We start from the raw sequence: 23,377 nt of genomic DNA, 5'->3' as shown, positions 1-23,377 counted from the left end.
AAGAAAAAGAGCCAATGCTCTTTTCCTAATCAATCCACTTTACTATATCATCGAATGGTCTGCGCGCTTTCGGTCTTGGGTCTTTCACTCTGTATCCAAAGGCACACATTACCGACAGTCCGAAGCTTCCTTCTTCAAGCAAGCCTTCCTCATTCAGGAGTTTATTCATTTTTTCAATGTCAAACCCCTCAATAGGACAGGAATCTATACCAATTTGTGCAGCGGCGGACATCATATTCCCAAGTGCTATGTAGCTTTGCTTGCAGGCCCAATCAAAGAGAGGGCGATCTCCTTCCAGAAGGTCAAAATCGGACTTCTGAAATTCCTCAATCCGCTGCAGATATTTTTCCATCATTTCTTCCGGCATCCCCAGGGTATTTCTAAAATGATCCTGCAGATAGCGGGAATCATATTTTGTATCTTTTTTAGTTCTTGCCAGGATTAAAACAAAGTGACTTGCTTCAGGCAATTTCCCGAATGCTCCCCAGGAGGCATTCTTAATTTTCTCACGGAGCTCCTGGTTCTGAACAACCACAAAACGCCATGGTTCAAAACCAAATGAACTTGGTGACAGACGGCCTGTCTCCAATATAAACCGGAAATCCTCCTCGGGGATTTCTTTATTTGGATCAAATTCCTTTGTCGCATGCCTGAATTGATAGGCATTCAGTATTTCTTCCTTTAAAACTTCCTTTTCACGCAAAACCAAACACTCCTTTTCTGACTGTTCTAACTTTAACGTAACATATTACAGCATAACATTCATGAAATCAGCTTTTAGTCTGCCCTTCTCACTGCTGTTCCTAATCATTTGGGGCAATTTCATTATAAATCCATAGACAGCCTGATCATATCCCGGCAATGGATTCCATTTTCAATGATATCTTCTTTGTAATGCCTCACAAAAAAATCTCTGTCGACCCCTGTGATTCTAAAACCGCATTTTTGGTAAAGAGCCAGCTGCCCAATACTTGAATTCCCCGTTCCAATTTCAACGGTCTTATATCCACCTTGAAACGCAATCTCTATTGCATGCTGTAGAAGTTTTCTGCCTATTCCCTCTCCCTGATATTTTTCACTAACGGCAATATTAACAATTTCACAGGTTCCTGGTCTTGTGGCAAGAAGAATATAAACGCCTGCTGCTACTCCATTAAGTTCAGCAATATATATTTCCCCTCGATTAAGATAATCCTCAATAAAATCAATTGAAGGATCTGCCAATAATAGCAGATTCATGGGAGGGGGCTCTGAATGGTCAATTTTCCGTATCTTCATTTTGTCCTCCCTTTTATGCCAAGCTTTCAAAATAACCTTTCTCTCTTTCTATATAATAATGATCGATACCAGTCATCTCCCCAGTTTATATTTGATTACTTTTTTTATTTGAGTCTCCTTTTCATGCTTATCGATATATTCAAATCAGGTTTTTTATTAAGCAAAGTTTCATACCACCACAATCCCTTTTTCATATCCAGCACCCGGAATTGAACCGTCATTTCATAGATCATTTCAGCTCCTCCAATCTCGTACCAAACTAGGTAATTCGTTGAATTTCTCACATTTCCTTCATTTTGATTGTTTTTGGGCCTTTGCACAGGGAATTAAGAGTAGTGAATATACAGAAAGGGAGTGGTATGAAACATGTCAATTAAGGCTTTAGTTTTAAACTGTACACTAAAAAAAAGCAGTGAACCTTCCAATACCGGAGCACTTATAGATGAGGTTGTTAAATTTTTTGATGAAACGGAAGTGGAAACAGAGGTTATTACAGCTGCAGACTTCAAGATTGGTTACGGTATTACTTCTGAAGCTGTGGATCAGGAGGATGAATGGCCGGATATTTTTAAGAAGGTTGAAGAGGCAGATATCCTTATCCTTGGTTCTCCCATCTGGCTTGGCGAGCAGAGCAGCATCACCACAAAAGTAATCGAAAGATTATATGGAGGAAGCAGTCTGACCAATGAAAAAGGCCAGTATATTTATTACAACAAGGTTGGCGGCGTTGTGGTGACTGGCAATGAAGATGGGGCCAAACAAGTTTCCCGTTCTGTGCTATATTCACTCTCCCATATGGGATTCACCATACCGCCAAACGTTGACACCTATTGGGTTGGAGAGGCTGGTCCCGGCCCCTCCTTCATCAAAGCTAAGGGCTATGAAAATGACTTTACAAGACAGCATGCCAGAATAATGGCCTATAATTTAATCCATTTTGCCAGAATGTTAAAAGCTCATCCGATACCTGCAGAAGGAAATATCGTCAAAGGCTAGTAACATTAATAAGCAGTAAAAAACCAGCACTGGCCCTTAATGCTGGCTTTTTACTGCTTATTTTTTGGGGGAAATCTCCAATCCCACTTGATCTAACGCGTGGGTGATTCCCTGCTGCAGAACTGAAAAACAAGGAATTTGTGTTTCTTTATTGCCGCTCTCGATGATTTGCAGGCTAAGTTCGGGTGAAATACCGACAAATATGCAGTTTGTGCCCAATAGGGAAGCTGCTTTCACGAATTTCTGCAGAAAATCGAAAGTATATTGATCAACACCCTTTAATGCAGTTAAGTCCAATATTAAATACTCTGCTTTATACCGGGGAAGATTCAGTAATGTTCTGTTCAGCAGTTCCTCCGCCCGCAGCTCTTCATATCTTCCCACTAAAGGAATGACCAAAATAGAATCAATCACTGGAATAATAGGAGAAGAAATCTCTTTAATGATTTCAGACAGTACTCTGGTCTGCTCAGCAATTTCCTTTTCCAGCTTCTTCTGGGCGCTTTGATTCTGCTCTTTAATCATGGCATTGATATTTAGAGAGGGCGTAATGTCGGACTCAAAAAATTCGTATTCGGAATAATGATCCCCCTTAACCTGGCTTTGCCTCACTTTATACCATATATTTGTTTCAAACAGGCCGCTTAACACCCCTGCCCAATGTCCAGGCAAAAAAGTGCCTTCTGCTTCTTTTTTTTGTTCCACATTAATCTTATACTCCCAGCCATTTTTAACACGAATGATCGCTTTCTTTTCTTCTGCACAAAAAGATGCAATCTCTGTCTTTCCCCATCCTGCAGTTAAATATATATTGGGTAAATGATTAATAATGTCTTCTTTTTCATTATTCGATTCCAGATAAAATTTGCTGACAATTTTCCCTGTCCTGTAGCCGGCGGTTTCAAGAACAAGCTCGGCTGACTTTTCACCAGAGATTTCCTCAATGGAGTCCAGCAGAGTCTTAAAAGCTGTGTTTACCCAAAACACTACCACTTCGTCATTTTCAAATTTAAACGTTGCATCATCCAAATCCCAATCAAACAGAGATCCATTTACATTTATTTCATATTTGGAAGAGTTAGTCTCCATCAAATGTCCTCCTTTTCTATAACATTCATTGATGTCAAGTCATCTATTATAATAACAATATTATTCTAACCTCGAGGTTATTTCGGAGTCAAAAATGTATATGCTGCTGGTAAAACCTTATCAAAGATGAAAAAAATCCATATAATATAGCTGCTGAGAATTGCCGCAAAATATAATTTTTCGCATGCTGAGTTTATATTCACCCCCAAAAAGAATAGGGAAACAAGTCCTCCCCGCTTATACCTACCCTTCTTCTTCCTGCTTAATCGCAAATGCAGTGCCTTTTGCCAAACTTTCTTAAAAAATATATTTGTTTTCGGACATCAAGCACAAAAAAACCGCCATGCCGCAATAAGCGGATAGACGGCTTTAGCCTGCTTCCCTGATTTCTTCATTGATAAATTTTCTCTTCTGGATAAAGATAAGCCTCATTGAAAGACAAACACCTGCAGCAAGAAGCCCAAACGTAAGTCCAAGCCAGTAACCAGTTGCGCCAAGGTCTGTATGGTGTGCAAGAACATAGCCAGCAGGCAGACAGATCAGCCAATAAGAAACCAGTGTGATAACAAAAGATATATTCACATCTTTATATCCTCTTAAAGCCGCTTGCGCAGTAGCCTGGATGGCATCGGAAATCTGGAAAAACAGTGCATAAATCAGAAAATGGGCAGTCAGGGCAATTACCGCTTGATCAGTAGAGTAAAAGCCTGCAACCTCATAGCGGAAAAATACAACCAGGAGGCCTGTGAACAGCGCAATAAAAATAGACAGATAGATGCCCAGCCAGCTGTAGGATTTTGCATCCTTATACCTGCCTGCCCCCACTTCAAATCCGACTAACACGGTCTGAGCCATGGAAATGCTGATTGGGATCATATACAGGAAGGAAACTATGTTCAATGCAGACTGATAGGCAGCAATAGTTGTTACATTAAACTTACTGATTAAGATGGTCACCGCGGCAAACATACTCGTTTCAAAAAAGATGGACAGTCCCATGGGTACCCCTATCTTTAAGATTTCTTTGCATTTATTCCACGAAAATTCCTTAAGACCGCTGAAAACGGCATAGCTTGAAAAAGGATCCTTCGTTTTGATAATAAGTGCAGTCATGACAAGGATGAACCAATAAGTAAAAGAAGTTGCATACCCTCCTCCTGCACCTCCCAATTCAGGAAATCCCCAATAGCCAAAAATCAGGACATAATTCAGGAAGAAATTGATAGGAAGTGAACAAAATAAAATCACCATCACAACTCTTGTTTTGCCGAGTGCATATATGAAAGATCTTAGAACATTAAATAGGAATAATGGAATGATTCCAAAACTGAGACCCACAAGATAGCCACGGGCTGTTGCTTCCACATCATCAGGCAGATTCATGCTAGTAAGCAGCGGGTCAAGCAAAATTGAACCCAATAGAATGACTGCAAAGGCAATGATAAAACCCAATAAGATGCCATTTTTTACAATAGATGAAACTTCTTTGTTCTTTTTTTCTCCAATCGCTTGAGCCGCAATTGGGGATACAGCCATTAATATTCCGCTAAGCCCGGTAAACACAGGATTCCAAATGGAGGAGCCAATCGCTACGCCAGCAAGATCGGAAGCATTATATCTCCCTGACATAATTGTATTAAAAAAGACCATTGCAAACATGCCAAACTGCGTGATTAATATGGGAATTAACATGATTGTTATTTGCCTGATCTTCTCCTGTAAAGTAAATGTCTGATACATCCTGATGACTCCTTCACAAAATAGTTAACACAAATATTATTATATTATATCTCTTATAATAAAGACCTCATTTTGGTTTAAAAGAAAAAAGAGCTGCGGACGCTCTTTTTCGAGAAAATCATTCATCTTCTTCAACTAAATATTTCAGTTTTTGCAGCTTATTGTTCCAGAATTGCTCATAAAAGGACAGCCATTGCTTCAATTCAGTCAGCGGCTCAGGCTGGAGATGGTAAATTCTTTCTCTCCCCGCCTTTTCCCCTTTTACTAATTGGGCTTCTGAGAGAATATGGAGATGTTTTGATATGGCGGTACGGCTTATAGGGAAATGCGCGCTTATCTCTGAGATCGGGCGTTCTTTTTCAGCCAGCAGCCTTAAAACCTCTCTCCTCGTAGGGTCCGCGATTGCCTGAAACACATCATGTTTCCTGGCAGAAGCACCCATTATTCCTCAACAGCCTTGCTAAGCTTCGAAAGAATTCCAGTCCATCCCTGAGACATTCTTTCACGGATAACCGCACTCTCTTGTCCAGCTTTCCCAACCAATTCATCAGGCTGTTTCCATCCGCCATGTATAAGCGTAAATTCCGTTTTGCCGTCCAAATCTTTTAAAATGAAAGATACAAACCATCCATCCGTATCCCATTTAAAAGAAAGCCGGTTTGGCTCATCCAGTTCTGTCACCTTACATGGAGACGGGCCAAATGGGGACTGAATATGAAAGTCATAGCCAAGTTCAGCCTTAAAATCATTTGGCATAAACCACGCTTCGATTCCTTCTGATGTAGAAACTTTCTTCCAGACCTTTTCAATAGGCGCATTAAGAATTACAGTTTGTTTAATATCCTGAAGTGTTTCCATTTATAAGCTCTCCTTTGTATATAAAATAAAACCTTTTGGTTTCATTTGTATCATATAAAACCATTTGGTTTCATGTCAACTGATATATGCAAAAATAAAGCCTAACTATGCAGGTTAATCCATATAATCTACAGAATACTTATTGTATCTTAAGGAGGGATTTTAATGCAGGGAGCCATTCACGCTCAAAAGCTATCTGATCTGGAAACGGCTATTCATACATATGTGCGTCCTGACACCTTTCCGCTTGCCATTAGAGTTATGAAAAAGGAAGATTCTATGCCTGACAGGGTCAAGCGTCCGGCAAGAGACTTTAACAAAACTTTCAGCATCTGCCAAGGGGTAACGATGTCAAGAAGATATGGCTGGGCGATTGCCATGGGCAAAGAAGATTTGTCATGTCCAATTGCCAAAATTGCTTTCGGGTTTGAGGAGGAATTGGACTATTACTCAGAAGGAAATTTAACAGATGGAATGTACACAAAAACCTGTGATCTTGGCGCCTTAACCGAAGCGGCCGTAGCCAAGTTTACAAAAGAGGAAGCCGGGACAGTGCTGATGGCTCCTCTGGGGAGAGCAGCATTCGAACCGGATGTTATCACTGTTTATGGGAATTCAGCACAAGTCATGAGAATGGTGGCTGGCGCACTCTATCATACGGGCGGCGAAATTACTTCCACTTTTACTGCCCGGGCAGATTGCGCCGATATTGTAATTAAGACCATACAAACCGGTAAGCCGCAGGTAATCCTCCCATGCTATGGGGACCGGGTCTTCGGTCAGACGCATGATCACGAAATGGCCTTCACCATTCCTTTTTCCATGGCAGATGAATTTGCAGATGGATTAAAGCAAACCCACAAAGGCGGTGTGCGCTACCCTATCCCAGCCTATCTTCAATATGAGGCAAAATATCCGGACACATATGAGAAGCTGAACGAAATGTTCGACAGCATGCCCTGATTGAAAGCTGGCTCCTCCAATCGAGGTGCCGGCTTGTTTCGTTTTGGGAAAAGGGTAAAATAGAATAAACAGCTATTAAGAAATGAGTGAAATAATTGAGCAGCTTATTCCCTTCCCTATATGATCTGGCCATGCAGCCTCTCGAAAAAAGAAAATTCCGGCGAATCAGAAGTAAGATTCTTTCCATGGCTTCCGGCCGCGTGCTCGAGATCGGAGCCGGTACAGGCATTAACTTCCCCTTATATAAAAAGGCTGACCGGGTCGATGCCATTGAACCGAATCAGGCGATGATTGAAAAATCACTTTCCCGGAAAAATGCGGCTTCAGTTCCTATTCACATTCACCAGCAGTCTGCTGAAGAACTTGAATTTGCGGACAATACCTTTGATTCGGCAGTTGCCACCCTGGTGTTCTGCACTATCCCAAATCCTGAACAAGCACTCACAGAGATCAAACGAGTCTGCAAGCCACAGGCAAAAATACTATTCTTTGAACATGTGAAAATGGAGCAGCACGCTCTCGCATTTGCCCAGGAAGCCCTCAATCCTCTTTGGAAACGGATATGCGACGGCTGCCATCTGAACCGTGACACACTTCAGGCTATACAGGATTCAGGCATGAAGATAACGAACGTGACTCCCTATTATAAAGGATTGTTTCTAGTGGTGGAGTGTGAGAATCCTGATGGCGGCCGTTAATTTCATTAACGGCGCCATTTGTGAACAGATTGCGGATGATTGTCCAGGGATTTTTGGCTTGCGCTGAATAACTCCTTTTTCCGCATTAATCAAAGTTAACTATTTCACATCCTCATAAAAAAGAAGGCCGATTCCATCAGCCCCTTTGACTACACCCTCTTTAATTCGTAGTTCCGCTTATCCACCAGCTTCTTTTCATCCTTTTTAATAGAGCCTGACGCTATTAATTCAAGTGTCGGCTTAACCCTTATCACATTCTGGATTTTTGAAGAAAGCTCAGGGTTTAATCCTTCTTCCGATTCTATGAAAATCTTAATCTGGTCATGCCCCTGCTCATTTGTTACCACAGCCTGGAATACCGGATACCCTGCTTCATTTAATACCTGCGCCAGCTGTTTTTCTCTTACAAACATTCCTTTTACCTTTATCCCATCACTGACACGCCCCAGCACTCCTGCAATCCTTTTTCCCTCATACCCTTTAACCCAGCGTGAAAGGTCGCCTGTGCCAAAGCGGATAAGCGGGTAGCTTTTATCAAATAAAGTGACCACCACTTCTCCTTCTCCATCTGTAACTTCCGATCCAGTCTGCGGGTCACAGATTTGAACAACAGCAGAATCTGTAATTCTTAAACCAGGCCCCGATTTGTCCTCATAAGCAAGACACCCGCAATCTGCAGTCCCATATCCTTCATATACGGAAATCCCATTGTCTTCACACCTTTTCCGCATTTGTTCCGTCAGCATTTCTGCAGTAAAGAAAGCTTTATTTACGACAACATCTTTTCCCGCCTCCCATCCCTTTTCTTCAAGGGCATCAAGCAAAAGGCTAAAGAAGCTCGGGGTTCCCACGTAGCCGGTTACCCTGACATCCTTCATAATCTGGATCTGAAGCTCCCGATTCCCGGTTCCGGCAGGGATGACAGTTGCTCCTAATTCACGAAGTGCGGAGTCAAACATAAAGCCTGCCGGTGAGAGATGATAGGAAAATGTATTTTGTACGATATCCCCTTCCCCAAAGCCTGCCTTCTTGAGAGCTTCTGAGAATCGCCAGAAATCTTTCCCTGTCGTTTGCGGATCGTAAATCGGACCTGGCGACATAAAAATTCGTTCCATCTCATTAGGCTTTACAGCTGCAAAGCCTCCAAAAGGCTGATCTGCAGATTGCAATTCCGGCAATCTATCTTTTTTAAGCACAGGTATTTTCTCAAGGTCTTTTAAAGTTTGTATGTCATCTGGGGAAATACAGGCATCCTCAAGGCGCCTTTTAAATCCGCTGGCATTATTATATGCATGGTGAATTACTTCCTTCAGTTCTTCCATTACAGCCACCTCTTTCTTCTTTTATAAGATTTAATATCTTTATAGCTTTTCCGGCCCTTATCTCCCATTCCAAGATAAAATTCACGCACATCCTGATTGGAAAGAAGCCGGTCCACCGTACCATCCATCACAATTCGGCCGTTTTCCATGATGTATCCATAATCGGCAATCGATAAGGCAACATTGGCATTTTGCTCCACTACCAGTATAGTGGTTCCCTCTTCTTCATTGATTTTTTTAATAATCCCGAAGATCTCTTTTACTAATAGAGGGGCAAGTCCTAATGAAGGTTCATCGAGAAGCAGCACCTTTGGCTTTGCCATGATTCCTCTTCCAATGGCAAGCATCTGCTGCTCTCCGCCTGACAGATATCCGGCCTGCCTGTGCTTCAGCATTTCAAGCTTTGGAAAGTAATGATAGACTTTTTGGATATCGCCTTTAATATTCTTCCGGTCTTTCCTGGTATGTGCACCTGCGATCAGGTTATCTTCCACAGAAAGATGCTTGAACACGCGCCTTCCTTCCATGCACTGAAAAATGCCTTTCTTTACGATGGTTTCAGCATCGCTTACATCAATGCGCTCGCCATAAAGCTCGATAAATCCATCCGTCACTTCACCGTTTTCGCTTTTCAGCAGGCCGGATATAGCCTTAAGAGTCGTCGTTTTCCCGGCGCCATTGCTGCCGAGCAAAGCGACAATTTTCCCTTTTGGCACCACCATTGACATCCCTTTTAATACAAGGATGACCTTGTCGTACATCACTTCGACATTATTTATTGTCAGCATGCATCTGTCCTCCCGGCTATCTCTATTTTTTTGTTCCTAGGTCATGTTCTGAATCATTCGTGGTCTTCTCTGTTTATTTCTACAAACAAAAATTTGTCTGCGGATTCAATCGTTTGTTTGCAATTTTCATGTTTATTTGCCAAGTTTCGAGTTTATTTGCTAATACATAAGTGCCAAGCCTTTAAAAGTGAACAGGAGGCGGGTATAAAACCTCGCCCCCCATCTTGTTAGTAGCCGATATAATCAGTGAACACTTCAAACTGGCCGTTCTTCACTTCTGCCAATCGAACTTGGTTTGTACCAGCATGATTGTCAGGTGAAAAAGTAACCGGAGCGGCTAAACCGCCGAGATCAAGATTTGAAATCTTCTCCAGGCCGGCACGGATGCCTTCGCCTGAAGTCGGGTCTTCAGCAAGCTTCATGCCTTCAACCATGATTTTGGCGGACACCCATCCCTGGATAAACTTCTGGTTCTTGTCTTCCAGCTTTTCACCCTTGCTTTCTACGAACTTCTTGATTTCTTCCATTCCAGGCAGATCTTCATATGGGAAGGCATGAGTGACGACTCCGATAAATCCTTCAGCCGCATCACCTGCAATAGGAAGCAAGCCTTCTCCGGTAGCCCAGTTTAATCCAATGAATTGTGTATCCAAACCAAGCTTTTTAGCATCTTTTAATATAGTTGCTGTTGCACCCCAAGTTTGGTTGATAATCGCATAATCAGGGTCTTTCTTTTCCATGTTCAGCAATTGGGATGTTGCATCAAGTGTTTTCAGGTCAACAATTTGTTCATCTACAATTTCAATGCCATTTTCCTTGGCAAATTTTTTGGCATCTTCAATTGGCGATTTGCCAAAGGCCGTATCATTGTAAATTAATGCTACAGTCGGTGTGCCGCCGGTGTGATTGTCTTTTATCCATTTCAGTACGGATCTTGCCTGGTCGGAGTAAGAAGCCGCAGCCAGGAAGTTATATGGGCTTTCGTCAATATTTTTCAGGTTCTCTGAGTATGAAGCCGAGATGAATGGAAGCTTGTCGGCTGCCACCTGCTGGCGAAGGGCTTCAGTGTCCCCTGTTCCCCATCCCAAAATGGCTGATACTTTATCTTTTGATTTTAATTTCTGATAAAGCTTTTGGGCTTCCGGGATTTTATAAGCATAGTCATCACCAATTAATTCGAGCTTATAGCCGTTAATCTCCTCGCCAGCAATGGATTCAAAAAATGCTTTTTCACCCTCTGCATATGGTGTTCCAACATCACCGGTACCTCCCGTAAGGTCAAAGATACCGCCAACTTTAACAGTGCCGCCTTTCTTGTCACCTGAAGCTTCCTCGCTGCCTCCAGAACAGCCTGCCAGCATTCCAGTCATTAATGTTGCTGCCAATAAACCCTTCCAAACCTTCTTCATAATGTTCCCCCTCATTTTTCCTCTTTTTTATAAAAATTTGAAAGATTTACTTTCAAAATTTTCAGATATTATTACCCGGGAATTAATAGGAAAATGGCCAGAGCTTAAAATAGTCTTTGATGTTTTTCCATATTTTCGCGAGGCCCTGCGGTTCATAGATCAGGAATAAGATAATCACAAGGCCGAATACTACCTCTTTCATCCCGATTAAGACAGCTGATAAGTCAGGGAATACCCCGCTCATCATTTCAACCCCTGATCTTAGTACAACTGGAAGCAATGTAATAAATACAGCTCCGTAAATCGACCCGAATACGCTTCCAAGACCACCGACCAGTATGATTGCTAAGTATTCGATGGACACTGTAATGCTGTAAAGCTCAGGACTGACAACCATTGTATAATGGCCCAGTAAAGCACCGGCAATGCCAACAAAGAAGGAACTTACTATAAATGCCAATACTTTATATTTAAACAAATCGATCCCCATAACCTCTGCTGCCACATCACGGTCACGGACTGCTATGAATGCCCTGCCGACCCTCGAACGGAAGAGGTTCAGGGTGAAGATTGCTGTAATAATCAGCACCACAAACATAAGGTAGTAATAACTCCGTTCACTGTAAAAGACAAAACTGCCAAGTTCAGGCCTGGATAAGACCATTCCGGCTGTTCCGCCAGTCAGCGCATCCCAGCGGGAAATAACAAATAAAATGATTACCTGTGCTGCAAGAGTGGCTATCGCCAAATATAATCCTTTTAGCCTTAAGGATGGCAGTCCGAATAGTCCGCCGACTATCGCCGTCACAATACCGGCTGTCGGCATGGCAATCCAGAAGCTTAATCCCAGCTTTGCTGTCAGAATAGCCGATGTATACCCGCCTACCCCCAAAAAGGCCCCTACCCCGATTGAAATCTGGCCTGTAAAGCCCGTCAGGATGTTCAGACCGATCGCACCAATAGCGGCAATTCCGCAAAGTGTAGCCAGTCCAATGATATAATCGGATGCAAACATCGGGAAGACTGCAAATGCTGCCAGAAGAATGAACATGCGCATCCTTACCCTGGTGATCTTCCAGATCGCCATATCTTGTTTATAATTCACATGGAATTCTCCACAATCCATTACAAAAGGATTTCTCATCGGTTACACCCTCTCGATTTCTTTTTTTCCGAACAAACCATACGGCTTGAACATCAGGATAAATACGAGGATGACAAACGGCATAACCTCTTTCAGACCCCCGCCAACCAATGGATCCAGATATCCGCCGGTCAGGCTCTCAAGAATGCCGATGATCAGCCCGCCGATGATCGCACCGGGAATACTGTCGAGTCCTCCAAGAATGGCAACCGGAAGCACCTTTAAGCCGATCGCTGAAAGGGATGCATTCACACCGTTGATGTTTCCGAGAAGGATTCCCCCAACTGCCGAAACAATGGCTGCAATCGCCCAGGCCACAGCGAAAATCATTTTTACGCTGATTCCCATTGACATTGCCGCCTGCTGATCATCTGCGGTTGCTCTCATCGCAATTCCAAGCTTGGAATATTTGAAAAAGAGGGTAAAAATGACAAGCATCACCACAACGATTACAAGTGACCATAGATAGACCGGCGCAATGACGATCTCACCAAGGTTAACAGGCTGTTCAGAGAAAATCTTGGGAAATACACGTGTTTCATGGCCCCAAATAATATGGACAATCCCGGCAAGAACGCTCGATAATCCGATGGTCGCCATAATCATGGATATGACGGGCTCTCCAATAAACGGCCTCAGAACGATCCGTTCAATAACAAATCCTAAAACAGCACTGAACATGAGAGCGATTAACAGGGCTGCCACAAACGGAATGTTGTAGGCTGTAATAAGCGTTAAACAGACATACGTTCCAATTAAAAGGAACTCGCCCTGTGCAAAGTTGATGGCATCACTGGATTTATAGATAAGCACAAAGCCCAATGCAACAAGAGCATAAACGCTGCCTACCACGATGCCTGTTACGAGCATTTGCAAGAAAAATGTCATTAAGCTGCCCCCTCTCCTTCATCCATAAAGATCACCTGAAGCGTTGTCTGGATGGTTTGTTCCATGCCATCACGATACTTGATCGTTCCATTGACACGAATTTTTTTGTCCTCTGTATAAAGACCATCGATTAAGGCCTGATATTTTTTAGCAACAAACTGCCTGCGGACTTTCTTGGTTCTTGTAAGCTCTTCATCATCTGCATCAAGCTCTTTATAAAGAAGGACGAATTTCTTCACGCGTGCTTTTTCAGGCAGCGTCTGATTGATTTCCTGCACCTGTTTTTCGATCAGCTCCAGCACTTGCGGCTTGGAAGATAAATCGGTATAAGTGGTATAGCTGATTTGGTTTTTCTCCGCCCAGCGCCCTACATTTTTCATATCAATATTGATCATGGCAACCACATACGGGCGATCCTTCCCAATTGCTACCGCTTCCTGTATGAACGAACTGAATTTCAGCTTGTTTTCGATAAACTGCGGAGAGAACATTTCACCCGTATCAAGGCGAATGACATCCTTAATCCGGTCAATGATATACAAATGCCCTCCTTCATCCAGCCTCCCTGCATCCCCGGTATGCAGCCATCCATCCTGAATGGTTTCCGTTGTGCTTTTCTCATTTTTGTAATACCCCTTGCAGACACTTGAGCTTTTAATCAGGATTTCCCCTTCTTCAGAAATCTTCACTTCTGTACCCGGTATTGGAATTCCAACACTATCAAGCTTAATATCGCCGTCCCTGTGCACAATGGATATGCCGGCTACCTCTGTCTGCCCGTAAATGCTTTTCACATTAACTCCTATGCTATGAAAAAATTCAAATACATCAGGTCCCAAAGGTGCACCGCCTGTATAGGCACGCTTAATCTTCAAGAGTCCAAAGTGATCGCGGATGGCACTGAACATCAGGTAATCGGCCATTTTATAAAGAGCCTTCGTACCCGTACTGACTGGTTTATTTTCAAAATGGGCCTTTGCTACCTTCTCGCCGATCGGCTTGCACCAGTTATAAATCTTTCTTTTCAGCCAGCCGCTGTCCTGAATTCTAACCTGAAATCGCGATACCATATCTTCATAGATTCTGGGCGGCGAAAACATAACCTGTGGTCCAATTTCGCGGAGGTCCTCCAAAACGGTTGCCGGCTCTTCCGGGAAATTAATCGTCATCCCATTGTATAAGCCCATGGCAAGAGTCATCATCTGTTCCCCGATCCAGGCAAGAGGAAGGAATGAAACATATTCATCCTTATCTGTCAGCGGATCAATGTCTGACAGATTTTTAGCCATTTCGATCAGATTTCGGTAAGTAAGCATCGTTCCTTTTGGATTGCCTGTCGTTCCAGAAGTATAAGACAAAATCGCCACGTCATCTGCAGACCCCTTATCAACTTCCTCTGAAAATAAGGCAGGCTGCCCTGAGTGAAAACTTCGTCCCATTTCCAGAACCTCGTTAAATTCCAGCAGAAAATCCTCCCGGTAACCTCTCATGCCGCGTGAATCATAATAAATAATCGTTCTGACTTTTGGAATGGATTCTTTAATTTCCAGCAGTTTATCCACTTGCTCCTGGTCCTCAGCAACGATTATGGTTGCGTCACAATTATCGATAATGTAACTTAGTTCAGCAGACAGGGATTCCTGATAAATGCCTACTGAAATGCCGCCTAAGCTTTGTGCAGCAAGCTCACTGATTACCCATTCGGGCCTGTTATCGCCAATAATAGCAAGCTTATCTTCTCTTTTCAGACCCAGTGATGCCAAACCCAGGCTGAAATTCTTTACTTTGTCTAAGAACGTTTCATACGTAATTTCATTCCATATTCCAAATTCTTTTTCTCTTAAAGCCACTTGCGTCCCATTCCTGTAAGCCCTTTCAATCAGCAGCTGCGGAAAGGTCTTGCTCATAGAATCGCTCCCCCCTCCTAAATATCTAAAAATCACTTTAGCCGGTCTATCTTTTATACGGCATTCTCTTCTCCCAGGTAGGCTTCTATGACTTTAGGATTATTCTGAATCTCTTCCGGTGTCCCATAGCCAATCAGCTTCCCGAAATCAAGAACTGCAATGTGATCGGATAAGTCCATTACAACCCCCATATCGTGTTCAATTAATATAATGGTTGTGTTCATTTCTTCGTGGATGTCAATAATGTATCTGGCCATGTCTTCTTTTTCCTCACTGTTCATGCCTGCCATCGGCTCATCCAGAAGGAGAATTTCAGGTTCCAGTGCCAGAGCCCTGCCGGTTTCGACCCTTTTCTGCAGTCCATATGAAAGAGTTCCCACGGGGGTATTGCGGATATCCTCGATTTCAAGAAAGTCGATCACCTGCTCAACTTTTTTCCGATGTTCGATTTCCTCTCTCTGCGCCTTCCCCCAATACAGCCCTCCTGCAAGCAGCCCGGTTTTCATTCTCACATGCCTCCCAAGCATCAGATTGTCCAAAACAGATAAATGCGGGAAAAGCTCGATATTCTGAAAAGCACGGGCAATGCCCATACTGGCTCTTTTGTGAGGTTTATACCGGGTAATATCTTCCCCCTTAAAATAAATCGATCCGGATGAAGGTTTGTACAGCCCGCTTATGCAATTCAGCATACTTGTCTTACCTGCACCATTTGGACCAATCAGCGAAAAAATCTCCCCCTCCTGCACTTCATAGGAAACCTGGTCAAGAGCTGTTACGCCTCCAAACCTTAAAGTAGCATCCTTAATCTCCAAAATTCCCAATCTTTCAACCCCCTTTATTTCGATTGGTGAAATATTTTTCATAAAATTACGAATAGTTTAAATATTCTTTACACAATTGTTTTCTCCTTTTAATATTTAAAATATTTTTCTCTCCTGAGCTATTTTTCATTTTTATGTGAATGGAAATATTGATATGACAAATTCCTTATGTGCAAGTTTTTTTCACTATGAAAATGGTGATATATTAGTTGGGTCGAATTCATAAATAAAAGCCGGACACAAATGTGCCCAGCTTTAAAGCCAATTCTATTAATCTTCAAATTTTATAACAATACGGCCATTTATTTTCCCTTTTTCAAGATCATCAAAGACTCTATTGATTTCTTCAAGGGATGCCGTTTCCACTATTGTTTTTACTTTGCCGTCTGCTGCAAATTGAAGGGCTTCCTGCAAATCCTTTCTTGTTCCAACAATAGAACCTACAATGCTGACACCGTTTAGAACTGTATCAAAGATCGGAACTTCCATAACTTCCGGCGGCAATCCTACAGCTACACACTTTCCTCCGCGTTTGACAGCACGATAAGCTTCACTGAAAGCGTGTTTAGACACTGCCGTGCATATGGATGCTTGCACCCCGCCTATTTCACGCTGTATGAAGACAGCTGAATCCTCGACTTTCGGATTAACAGTTAAATCCGCACCTAAATCTTTTGCCAGCTCCAGCTTTTCGTTAAATGTATCGACTGCCACCACCTTCAGTCCCATTGCTTTTGCATATTGGACTGCCACATGTCCAAGACCTCCAATACCATAAACAGCGACCCACTCTCCCGGCTTTGCTTCCCCTACCTTCAGCGCTTTATATGTCGTTACACCCGCACAAAAAATTGGCGCTGCCTCAACGTAGTCAAGAGAATCCGGAACCTTCACCACATAACGGGCATCAGCAAGACAATATTCTGCGTATCCGCCATTAATGGAATATCCCGCGTTCAGCTGATTATGGCAAAGTGTTTCACGCCCGGTTAAGCAGTATTCACAATGTCCGCAGGCTGAATATAACCAAGGCACTCCGACACGATCTCCAGCCTTCAAATGTGTAATGCCTTCTCCCACTTCTACAACTTCGCCGACCCCTTCATGCCCCGGAATAAGGGGAAGTGCCGGTTTAACAGGCCAATCACCATGTGCAGCGTGTAAATCTGTATGGCATACACCGCAGGCTTTTATTTTTACTAATACATCATTTTTTCCAACGGATGGTACTCTCACATTTTCAATTTCCAGGCTTTCCTTAAATTTATGCACAACTGCTGCTTTCATCATGTTTTCACTGCTGCATTGTTCACACATGTCCGTCACCTCAATTGTTTTTTAGGAATATCAACTACATCGTCATTGTCTAACAAAACATGTTGTCCGGCAATTAACTTGTGAACAATTTCACAAATGTGACGATACTTTTTTACAGCTTTGCAAACAAACCAATTTATGACTTGCTATTTGCTATTAACGATATCTTTATTAGTCATGAGGTACTATTATAAAAGTAATGAAGCATATGGAGGATTTTTGAATGCTTGGAAATCAAAAAAAATACAGTAGAAGAAAAACGGCCATTGTGATCGGAGGGAGCATTGCCGGCATGCTGGCGGCGAGAGTCCTTTCAGACTCCTTCGAAAAGGTTATGATTATCGAAAAAGATGGTGAACAGCCGAAGGGCAGCCCGCGAAAAGGGGTACCACAGGCTGCTCAGGGTCATGTTCTTCTGAAGAGCGGAGAGAAAATACTTGAGGAACTTTTCCCGGGTCTGAGAGCTGAAATGATAAAAGGTGGTTCAGTTCCTGCAGATTTTTCTAATGACATAGCCTGGCACCATCACGGAAGCTGGAAAGTCAGATATGACTCAGGCTGCTCTATTATTCAGCAAAGCCGTCCATTTCTTGAATACCATCTTCGTAAAAGAATAGATCAGATTCAAAATATCCATACTTTATATAACACTAAAGCTAAAGATTTTACCTTAAATGGTTCAAGAATTACGGGTATTGAAGCGGAAACCGCAAAAGGTAATGCTATATATCCTGCCGATTTAACTGTTGATGCATCAGGTGCCAGCAGCCTTGCATTTCATTGCCTATACAAAGTCGGGGTGGCCCAGCCAAAGAAAACAGAGGTATCTATCAACTTATTCTATGCTAACCGTATTTACAGAAGAATTCAGTCAGATCCTGAATGGAAAAGTTTATTGGTTTATCCGAATCCTCCGCTTCAATCCTTTGGAGGAGCCATTTCTCCAACCGAGAATAATGAATGGATGATTACCCTCTTTGGATATGGTGCCAATAATCCGCCAGCGGATCACCATGAATTTCTCGAGGCAGCGAAAAACCTGGAAAAGCCGCATATTTATGAGTGCATAACAAATGGAGAACCTGCTTCAGATATAAAAGTGTACCGCTTTCCTTCCATGAGGCGATATCACTTCGAAAAAATGAAGACCTTTCCTAAAGGACTGCTTGTCATGGGTGATGCTTTTTGCCGGATGGATCCGGTATTTGCGCAGGGAATGAGCATTGCTGCAAAGGAAGCAAAGGCATTGCAGGATATCCTCATAAGTGCAGGAGAAGCGGATGCGGATCCGTATAATTTCCATAGAAAAATCAGCAAAATAGTGGATATCCCCTGGTTAATTGCTTTAACTGAGGATTTCAGATTCTCCCATACAGCTGGAGCTAAACCTTTGGGACTGCCCCTTCTTCAATGGTATGTCAAAAAAGTGGTCAATGCCTGTTCCTTTGATCCCTATACATATGACTGCTTTATGAAAGTGCTCCATCTGCAGGCACATCCGGCAGTATTGTTCACCCCGCGTGCAGTAAGGAATATATTTCGAAGACGAAAGAAATAAATCAATTTCCCTCTATGAATGTGGATTACTTTGCAGGTATATGTTACTCTTAATCTTTAGAATAGGAAGTGATGATATTGATAAAAATTGAAATACCAGAGCCTAATCTCGTTATTACAAGAAGCAGGCAAACGGGACAGGCAGTAGAAAGTGACCTTAGCAGTGTCTATGGGTTCACAGATTACCATAAGATACCAAGAGACAAAGGCGGCATGATTCTGTTTTTTGATGCGAAAGAAGATCTGCTCTTTGTAGGAAAAGCCCGCAAATTAAGACAGCGGGTTAAAAAGCATTTTGAAGACAATGTTTCTCCAATAAAAAATCATCGTGATGATGTCCATAAAATTGCGGTCATTTACGTGGAAGACAGCATGGAGCGCGAAATTTATGAGACTTATATCATCAATGCCCTTCAGGCAAAATATAATATCGACAAAGTATTTTACAAATAAAAAAAGGCCAGCGCGGCCTTTTTTTTGTTTAATCAATTTCTTTTTTATTTTTGCCTTTTATGAATCGGTATGTCAGATAAGCAATGTAAAGAGGAATTGCAATATAAATCAAATCGGGAAACGGCCCATATGAACCCTTGTAAATAACGTATAGAACACTTCCCAGAAAAACGGTAACAATTGTTCCATATTTTGGAAGGGGAACTTCTTTAAAACTGGGAATCCGGATTCTGCTTACCATAAGAAAGCAAAGTGCAGTGAATACAACCGTTGTAATGATATTGGGAATACGATCACCAAAAAGGGTCAGTATGGCCATGATCCCGCCTGCTGCTGTTATCGGAACTCCAATAAAATAGTTTAAAGAGGATTTTGGCGGACTGATATTGAATCGGGCCAGCCGATATGCCCCAAATAAAGGAAAAAGGCCTGAAACAGCTAATCCAAGGATTCCAAATTGAAAAAAGTATGTATAAAAGACCAAAAATGAAGGGGCTACCCCAAATGTAACAATATCTGCCAGAGAATCAAGTTCTTTTCCCAGTGTACTATCCGCTTTCAGCATTCTGGCCAGCCTGCCGTCCATGCTATCAAGCATCATGCCAATTAATATTAATACGGCTGCATTTTTAAATTCTCCATTGGCAGCCATGCCGATTGAAAGAAAGCCGCAATATAAATTACCCAAAGTGACCATATTGGGGATTGTTTTAATAAAACGCACTAGTGACCATCACACTCCAAAAATTGAAAAGATTATTTTAATATATATTCCCTTTCATTATACCATTTAATCTCAGCTGCATCCTTCCCTTTCGAAAATTCCAAGGCAAAAATCCATTGTGTTAGGTACTTGTCCTATACCAATTTTAAAACTCATCATTAATTATAGTAGGAGGTGATTCATTTGTTATCTTTTTATTCCCAGGACCACTGGTGCTCGGGTAAAGAAGATTATTCAAAAGCTTCGGGTAAGATTTATGTCACCAATGACTTCATTCCCCAATTTTATGACCAGAACACATCCATTCCATCCACAGTCAATCTAAACACGCTAAGGGGAAATCTGATTTTCACTTTGATCCGGAGAACAATACGATTACAGTTAAGGAAAGAGGCTTTTATTTTCTTCAGTTCAGCGTACAAGTATTTGCTGCTGCAGGCCAGGCGAATCTGCCGTTGAAATTTGAGCTTCAGCGGAATGGCGGAACTCTGATCAACTCCCAAACCTCTTTTAATAACAATAATTTTGACGTTGACTATGCAACATCCACTTTATTGCTGGAGGAGCTGGAGAAGGGAGATAAGATCCGTCTTGTACTATCCGGCCCTTCGCCTTTCCCTCAAGGAAGAGTGACTCGCCTGGATTTCGCCAGTATCACCATTTTTGAGGCATAATAAATGAAGAATCCCTAATCATCTCAAGATTAGGGACTCTTTATTCATACCGGTCATATTTTAATATTTCTCTTTGCAATACTGCTTAGAACTTCCTCATTATGTTCTCCTAATTTTGGAGGATCCCCCATTGCTGATTCTATTCCGCCATGCATTTTTACCAAAGGGTAATTTTGGGCAGTATTTAATATTCCGTTAAATAGCGGAAAGTCTTGCAATTCGCCGGCCTCCAATACAGGAGTCAGACAGCAATCTGCTCTTTGGCCAAATTCAGTCCACTCTTTTAATGTCCTGCTTTTAAAGAATTCGGTTATCTCCAAAAAGACAGGATTATCGCCAGAGGCAGTGGAAAGATGATAATCAATCCAATCCTCCCTTCCTGCACTCTTACAGAAGTTTATCCAGAACTTCGGCTCCAGAGCAGCAAGTGCAGCAAACCGGCTATCCTTTGTTTCATAAATAGAATAGGCAACGACTTCACCGTTTAATAACGAAAGTCCTTTAGGATACCCTGTTTTACTCTCAATCAGCAAATGGTTCCCCATGGTGGAAGCCATCACTTCCGCAATCGAAATGCAATGATGCCCGCCTTGGCCGGAGATTTTGCTGGAAAGCAGGGCAGCCAGTATCCTTTCACTGGCTGCCATTCCTCCCATAAAGTCCGCTATTGTGTTGGACGGGTGAACAGGACGGCCGCTGCGGTCCTTCAACTGGGCAAGGACCCCGCTTACCGCCATATAATTTAAATCATGACTTCCTAAATATTGATAGTCTTCATTCTCACCGTAGCCTGTAAGAGAGCAATAAACGATATTTGGTTTATGCTTTTTCACATTCTCATAATCCAGGCCAAGCTTTTTCATTACACCAGGCCGAAAACTTTCAAGCACCGCATCACTTTCTGAAATCAGCATGAGGGCAGCATTTCTTCCTTCTTCACTCTTCAGGTTAAGTGTAATGCTTTTTTTGCCGCGGTTGTTGGCGGCAAACACTGCACCTGTCCCCTCTATTTTGATATCGAGATGCCTGCCGGGGTCACCGGATTCCGCTTCCACTTTTATTACTTCTGCACCTAGCTCTGCAAGCCTCTGGGAAGCAAACGGTCCAGGGAGATAGTTGGAAAAATCAATCACTCTTATGCCTTTTAACATCTTGCATTCCCTTCTTCCGGCTAGATTTTCCCTTCAGCGAACAGATCCTCCAGCTGTTTTCGGAGCATGAACTTTTGAATCTTGCCGCTCGCATTTCTTGGAAGAGCTTCACAGAATACATATTTTCTAGGGCGCTTATAATTGGCGAGTTCATCACTATTCCTGCACAATTCATCGAGTTCTTCTTCAGACAGTGCCGGATCTTTTTTGACAACGAAAGCTGTAACGGTTTCACCCCAGCGGTCATCTGGCTGGCCGATCACTGCCACATCCAGTACGCCATTATGGGTATATAAAAGATCCTCCACTTCACGGGGATAAATGTTTTCTCCGCCGCTAATGATCATATCGTCGACTCTGTCTTTGACGTACAAAAAGCCTTCGTCATCCAAATATCCGATGTCACCAGAGTGGTACCAGCCTCCATGCATGGTATGTTCGGTTGCCTCGTCCCGATTAAAATAACCACTCATCATGCATGGACCTTTTACGATGATCTCACCCGTTTCTCCCGGAGGCATCACATCATCAGGATCTGATGGACCATTCTCATTCGGCCTTACAATCCTGATCTCATGGTTTAAACAGGCCTGTCCTGCAGATCCTGCTTTCCGGATTTGATCATCTTCTGATAAAAACGTAATCGCCGGACCCATCTCGGTCATTCCATATGCCTGCACCAGGGAGATGCCTAATTTTTCTCGGCATGCATACACAAGAGCAGGAGCCATCGGTGCCGCTCCATACAGTCCCAGCTTCAGGCTTTCCAAATTATAATGGTCTAAGTTTTCCTGCAGCAGCATATTCCACATGGTCGGGGCCGCAAAAAACTTTGTAATTTTCTCTTCAGATATTAACCGCAATACTTCCTTTGCATCAAAGTGATGCAGGATGGTATTGGCAGCACCCACATGCACCCTTGGCAAAAAGGCACAGTGAAGCTCTGCGCAGTGGAACATAGGTGCAGTCACGAGTCCATTGTCACTGCTTTCAACCTTTGTCGCTCCTATAACAATCAGACTTTGTTCAGCCATATCCCTGTGTCTGTGGACTACACCCTTTGGCCTTCCCGTGGTGCCGCTTGTGTACATGATTGCGTACAAATCATTTTCATGTATTTCAATATCTATTTCATCCTTCGATGCTGCATCCACCTTTTCCCGGTAGGATGAAGCGAATGGAGGTGCATTGTCATCAATGTACCAGAACTCTGTATGCGGAAAACGCTTAGCGATGGGGGTAATGCCGGATTCCAGCATTTGTTCAAATAACACTACTTTTGGCTCTGCATCCTGGAGAATATAAGCAATTTCTTCTGACATCAGCCTAAAGTTGATCGGATTAAACACGGCGCCGATTTTTGCACAGGCAAAGAATGCTGTAGCAAGTTCCTCTGTGTTAAAGAGGCAGGTTGAAACCCTGTCACCCTTCCTGACGCCTGCATTTATTAAGGCATTGGCCAATTTATTGATCTCAAGACTCCATTCCTTATAGGTAAAACGCAGATTTTTTCTGACATCATACAGAGCTTCTTTATCCGGAAATTTCCCGGCAGTAAGATCAAAAATTCTTCCTATCGTAGTAGTCATTTTCATTC

25 protein-coding genes are annotated in these 23,377 nt (G+C 42.6%); 7 read left to right on the top strand and 18 right to left on the bottom strand.

The features are described 5' to 3' along the window. Nucleotides 1–25 precede the first annotated feature (25 nt). From BK139_RS12745 to BK139_RS23985, 3 genes are all read right to left on the bottom strand, one after another. Nucleotides 26–703, bottom strand: coding sequence for an NAD(P)H-dependent oxidoreductase (locus BK139_RS12745; RefSeq protein ID WP_076259267.1), 678 nt, complete (start codon nucleotides 701–703; stop codon nucleotides 26–28). A gap of 122 nt (nucleotides 704–825) precedes the next feature. Further along, a complete protein-coding gene (locus BK139_RS12740; RefSeq protein WP_076259264.1) occupies nucleotides 826–1,278 on the bottom strand; it encodes a GNAT family N-acetyltransferase in 453 nt (150 codons plus the stop codon). Nucleotides 1,279–1,382: 104 nt separating this feature from the next. Further along, a complete protein-coding gene (locus BK139_RS23985; protein ID WP_286148712.1) occupies nucleotides 1,383–1,511 on the bottom strand; it encodes a hypothetical protein in 129 nt (42 codons plus the stop codon). Between the two features lie 133 nt (nucleotides 1,512–1,644). Between BK139_RS23985 and BK139_RS12735 the strand changes: the two genes are divergently transcribed. Further along, nucleotides 1,645–2,274 (top strand): flavodoxin family protein, encoded by a 630-nt coding sequence (locus BK139_RS12735; protein WP_076259261.1) that lies wholly within the window; start codon nucleotides 1,645–1,647, stop codon nucleotides 2,272–2,274. A gap of 57 nt (nucleotides 2,275–2,331) precedes the next feature. On the opposite strand, the gene BK139_RS12730 is transcribed toward BK139_RS12735, so the two are convergent. The 4 genes from BK139_RS12730 to BK139_RS12715 form a co-directional block, all read right to left on the bottom strand. Continuing rightward, a complete protein-coding gene (locus BK139_RS12730; protein WP_076259259.1) occupies nucleotides 2,332–3,363 on the bottom strand; it encodes an STAS domain-containing protein in 1,032 nt (343 codons plus the stop codon). Between the two features lie 369 nt (nucleotides 3,364–3,732). After that, complete coding sequence (locus BK139_RS12725) at nucleotides 3,733–5,103, bottom strand: MATE family efflux transporter (RefSeq protein ID WP_076259256.1); 1,371 nt, start codon at nucleotides 5,101–5,103, stop codon at nucleotides 3,733–3,735. A 118-nt stretch (nucleotides 5,104–5,221) separates the two neighbouring features. Then, nucleotides 5,222–5,545, bottom strand: coding sequence for an ArsR/SmtB family transcription factor (locus tag BK139_RS12720; protein ID WP_076259254.1), 324 nt, complete (start codon nucleotides 5,543–5,545; stop codon nucleotides 5,222–5,224). Further along, nucleotides 5,545–5,961, bottom strand: coding sequence for an SRPBCC family protein (locus tag BK139_RS12715; RefSeq protein WP_076259251.1), 417 nt, complete (start codon nucleotides 5,959–5,961; stop codon nucleotides 5,545–5,547). Before BK139_RS12715 ends, BK139_RS12720 begins: the two co-directional genes overlap by 1 nt. A 165-nt stretch (nucleotides 5,962–6,126) precedes the next feature. On the opposite strand from BK139_RS12715, the gene BK139_RS12710 reads away from it, so the two are divergent. Both BK139_RS12710 and BK139_RS12705 read left to right on the top strand, forming a co-directional pair. Further along, a complete protein-coding gene (locus tag BK139_RS12710; RefSeq protein ID WP_076259249.1) occupies nucleotides 6,127–6,924 on the top strand; it encodes a DUF169 domain-containing protein in 798 nt (265 codons plus the stop codon). Nucleotides 6,925–7,019: 95 nt separating this feature from the next. Beyond that, complete coding sequence (locus BK139_RS12705) at nucleotides 7,020–7,622, top strand: class I SAM-dependent methyltransferase (protein WP_083675357.1); 603 nt, start codon at nucleotides 7,020–7,022, stop codon at nucleotides 7,620–7,622. A gap of 149 nt (nucleotides 7,623–7,771) precedes the next feature. Here the strand turns inward: BK139_RS12705 and BK139_RS12700 are convergent, their stop codons facing one another. The 8 genes from BK139_RS12700 to adhP form a co-directional block, all read right to left on the bottom strand. Then, a complete protein-coding gene (locus BK139_RS12700; protein ID WP_076259246.1) occupies nucleotides 7,772–8,944 on the bottom strand; it encodes a phenylacetate--CoA ligase family protein in 1,173 nt (390 codons plus the stop codon). Continuing rightward, nucleotides 8,944–9,732, bottom strand: coding sequence for an ABC transporter ATP-binding protein (locus tag BK139_RS12695; RefSeq protein ID WP_035329545.1), 789 nt, complete (start codon nucleotides 9,730–9,732; stop codon nucleotides 8,944–8,946). The genes BK139_RS12700 and BK139_RS12695 overlap by 1 nt, the downstream gene beginning before the upstream one ends. A 227-nt stretch (nucleotides 9,733–9,959) precedes the next feature. Then, nucleotides 9,960–11,141: an ABC transporter substrate-binding protein gene (locus BK139_RS12690; RefSeq protein ID WP_076259244.1), complete on the bottom strand. Its 1,182-nt coding sequence runs from the start codon at nucleotides 11,139–11,141 to the stop codon at nucleotides 9,960–9,962. 82 nt (nucleotides 11,142–11,223) lie between these two features. Further along, nucleotides 11,224–12,285 carry a branched-chain amino acid ABC transporter permease gene (locus tag BK139_RS12685; protein WP_076259241.1) on the bottom strand — a complete coding sequence of 354 codons (1,062 nt, stop codon included), beginning with the start codon at nucleotides 12,283–12,285 and terminating at the stop codon, nucleotides 11,224–11,226. Between the two features lie 3 nt (nucleotides 12,286–12,288). After that, the gene (locus BK139_RS12680) at nucleotides 12,289–13,173 is read right to left on the bottom strand and encodes a branched-chain amino acid ABC transporter permease (RefSeq protein ID WP_076259238.1); all 885 of its coding nucleotides are present in this window, start codon (nucleotides 13,171–13,173) and stop codon (nucleotides 12,289–12,291) included. Further along, nucleotides 13,173–15,080 carry an AMP-binding protein gene (locus BK139_RS12675; RefSeq protein ID WP_076259235.1) on the bottom strand — a complete coding sequence of 636 codons (1,908 nt, stop codon included), beginning with the start codon at nucleotides 15,078–15,080 and terminating at the stop codon, nucleotides 13,173–13,175. Before BK139_RS12675 ends, BK139_RS12680 begins: the two co-directional genes overlap by 1 nt. 53 nt (nucleotides 15,081–15,133) lie before the next feature. Next, a complete protein-coding gene (locus BK139_RS12670) occupies nucleotides 15,134–15,904 on the bottom strand; it encodes an ABC transporter ATP-binding protein (RefSeq protein WP_076259232.1) in 771 nt (256 codons plus the stop codon). Between the two features lie 270 nt (nucleotides 15,905–16,174). Next, complete coding sequence (gene adhP / locus BK139_RS12665) at nucleotides 16,175–17,191, bottom strand: alcohol dehydrogenase AdhP (protein WP_076259336.1); 1,017 nt, start codon at nucleotides 17,189–17,191, stop codon at nucleotides 16,175–16,177. A gap of 253 nt (nucleotides 17,192–17,444) precedes the next feature. Between adhP and BK139_RS12660 the strand changes: the two genes are divergently transcribed. Both BK139_RS12660 and BK139_RS12655 read left to right on the top strand, forming a co-directional pair. Further along, nucleotides 17,445–18,779, top strand: coding sequence for an FAD-dependent oxidoreductase (locus BK139_RS12660; RefSeq protein WP_076259229.1), 1,335 nt, complete (start codon nucleotides 17,445–17,447; stop codon nucleotides 18,777–18,779). A gap of 77 nt (nucleotides 18,780–18,856) precedes the next feature. Then, complete coding sequence (locus tag BK139_RS12655) at nucleotides 18,857–19,231, top strand: nucleotide excision repair endonuclease (protein ID WP_076259226.1); 375 nt, start codon at nucleotides 18,857–18,859, stop codon at nucleotides 19,229–19,231. A gap of 28 nt (nucleotides 19,232–19,259) precedes the next feature. Here BK139_RS12655 and pssA read toward each other — a convergent pair whose 3' ends face one another. Then, nucleotides 19,260–19,955 carry a CDP-diacylglycerol--serine O-phosphatidyltransferase gene (gene pssA, locus BK139_RS12650; protein ID WP_076259223.1) on the bottom strand — a complete coding sequence of 232 codons (696 nt, stop codon included), beginning with the start codon at nucleotides 19,953–19,955 and terminating at the stop codon, nucleotides 19,260–19,262. A gap of 183 nt (nucleotides 19,956–20,138) precedes the next feature. On the opposite strand from pssA, the gene BK139_RS23600 reads away from it, so the two are divergent. Then, a complete protein-coding gene (locus BK139_RS23600; RefSeq protein ID WP_083675356.1) occupies nucleotides 20,139–20,414 on the top strand; it encodes a hypothetical protein in 276 nt (91 codons plus the stop codon). Beyond that, nucleotides 20,411–20,629 (top strand): hypothetical protein, encoded by a 219-nt coding sequence (locus tag BK139_RS23595; RefSeq protein WP_083675355.1) that lies wholly within the window; start codon nucleotides 20,411–20,413, stop codon nucleotides 20,627–20,629. Before BK139_RS23600 ends, BK139_RS23595 begins: the two co-directional genes overlap by 4 nt. Nucleotides 20,630–20,682: 53 nt before the next feature. Here BK139_RS23595 and BK139_RS12640 read toward each other — a convergent pair whose 3' ends face one another. Continuing rightward, nucleotides 20,683–21,780: a CaiB/BaiF CoA transferase family protein gene (locus BK139_RS12640; protein WP_076259220.1), complete on the bottom strand. Its 1,098-nt coding sequence runs from the start codon at nucleotides 21,778–21,780 to the stop codon at nucleotides 20,683–20,685. Nucleotides 21,781–21,800: 20 nt separating this feature from the next. Further along, nucleotides 21,801–23,369, bottom strand: a complete 1,569-nt coding sequence (locus tag BK139_RS12635) for a fatty acid--CoA ligase (protein WP_076259217.1) — start codon at nucleotides 23,367–23,369, stop codon at nucleotides 21,801–21,803. Nucleotides 23,370–23,377: the final 8 nt, after the last annotated feature.

This window comes from Paenibacillus sp. FSL R5-0490 (assembly GCF_001956215.1).
Taxonomy (GTDB): Bacteria; Bacillota; Bacilli; order Bacillales; family Cytobacillaceae; genus Cytobacillus.
Note: the sequence above shows the minus strand (reverse complement) of the source record. Positions and strands in the feature narration are given on the sequence as shown.